Annotated in this window: 2 protein-coding genes; both read right to left on the bottom strand. The window is 72.5% G+C overall.

Annotated features, from left to right (window positions below; all coding sequences use genetic code 11):
* Positions 1 to 1,100: PleD family two-component system response regulator (locus ACFU99_RS43635; RefSeq protein WP_384404328.1), on the bottom strand; the 1,100-nt coding region annotated here is incomplete at its 3' end.
* A complete protein-coding gene (locus ACFU99_RS43630; RefSeq protein ID WP_384404326.1) occupies positions 1,093 to 1,305 on the bottom strand; it encodes a hypothetical protein in 213 nt (70 codons plus the stop codon). The genes ACFU99_RS43635 and ACFU99_RS43630, both read right to left, overlap by 8 nt.
* Between the last annotated feature and the right edge of the window lie 109 nt (positions 1,306 to 1,414).

Genomic DNA, 1,414 nt, shown 5'->3' with positions numbered 1-1,414 from the left:
GCGACGTGCCGTTCGAGGAAGATGCCGGTGAACACGGCGACCTTGGCGCGGAGCACCCAGGGGTCGAAGGGCTTGCCGATGTAGTCCACCGCGCCGGCCGCGTAGCCGCGCGCGGAGTGTTCGGCGTCGGCCCCCATCGCGGTGAGGAAGATGATGGGGACATCACGGTCGCGGTTACGGCGTTTGATGTGCGCGGCGGTCTCGTACCCGTCCATGTCGGGCATCTGGACGTCCATGATGATCACGGCGAAGTCGTCGTGGTCGAGCAGCGCCTTGAGGGCGTCACGGCCCGAGGAGACGGCCACCACCTCCTGGTCGAGGGTGGACAGGACGGCGTTCATGGCCAGGAGGTTGTCCGGCTGGTCGTCCACGACCAGCACCTTGGGCATGCCGCGCGCCCCGGCGGGGGAGGGGGCCGGGATCAGCGCGTGGGAACCGCTCGCCTGCTGTGTGGCCTCGATGGTCTCCAACTGCCGTTCCAGCAGCTCGCACCGTTCCTCCGCCGCCTCGTGCAGCCGCCGGGCCTCGCACAGTTCCCCCGTCAGCTTCCGCACGTCCGCCCGCAGCGCGTCGCGCTCCCGCAGCAGCCCGTCCACGTCCGGCGCGGCCTCCGCCATGGCGTCCGCGCGCGCCCGCTCGGCGGTCCACGCCGCCTCCAACTGGCTGAGCCGCACCTCCAGATCGGCGATCCGGTGCTGCCGGTCCAGCAGGGCGTCGCCCAGCACGTCCCCGTGGGCGGTGGTGCGCCGGGCCACCAGGTCGGCGTCGACGAGCTGCCGCTCGATCAGCTCGACCGCGTGCTGCGGCGAGCCGCTGTTGCGCACGGCGGTCTGGTGCAGCCCCCGTACGTGCTCGATGGCGACCGGGGTCGCCGCCTTGCCGCAGTGCTCCGCCAGGTCCGTGAGCAGGTCCAGGATGACCTCCCAGGGAGGTACGCGCGTGCCGTTGAGGTAGCGCGAGAAGGTGCCCGCGTCCCGGTGGCGGCGCGCGGCGTAGCGGCGCACCGAGACGTCCAGCCCGCCGAACAGCTCGCGCAGCATCCGCGCCAGGGCCCTGGCGTCCCCGTTCAAGTCATCGGCCAGAGGCCGCAGTTCAGCCACGACGGCCCTCCGGTGTCTCGTAGCCCTCCGGCGCGACCAGCCGGTCGAAGAACCGCACCGAGACCCCGGCGGCGGTCGCGCCGCACAGCACGCTCCGCGCAACGTCATTGCCGGCCGGGGCGGTCAGCACCCCGGCCCCTATGCCTGTCAGCACCGCCAGTAAGAGCACCAGCGCCGACCTCGGCGACAACAGTGATCGTTCCACGTCATCCCTCTCGGACCGCGGCCGGACCGGCCGCGCCTCGTGCCCCCGAATGGCTACTCGGGGCACGGCACAGCATGGAGCGGCCGGCGCGCGTTGCGCCCGGCAACAC

This window comes from Streptomyces sp. NPDC057654, from assembly GCF_042800135.1.
In the GTDB taxonomy this organism is placed as follows: Bacteria; Actinomycetota; Actinomycetes; order Streptomycetales; family Streptomycetaceae; genus Streptomyces.
Note: the sequence above shows the minus strand (reverse complement) of the source record. Positions and strands in the feature narration are given on the sequence as shown.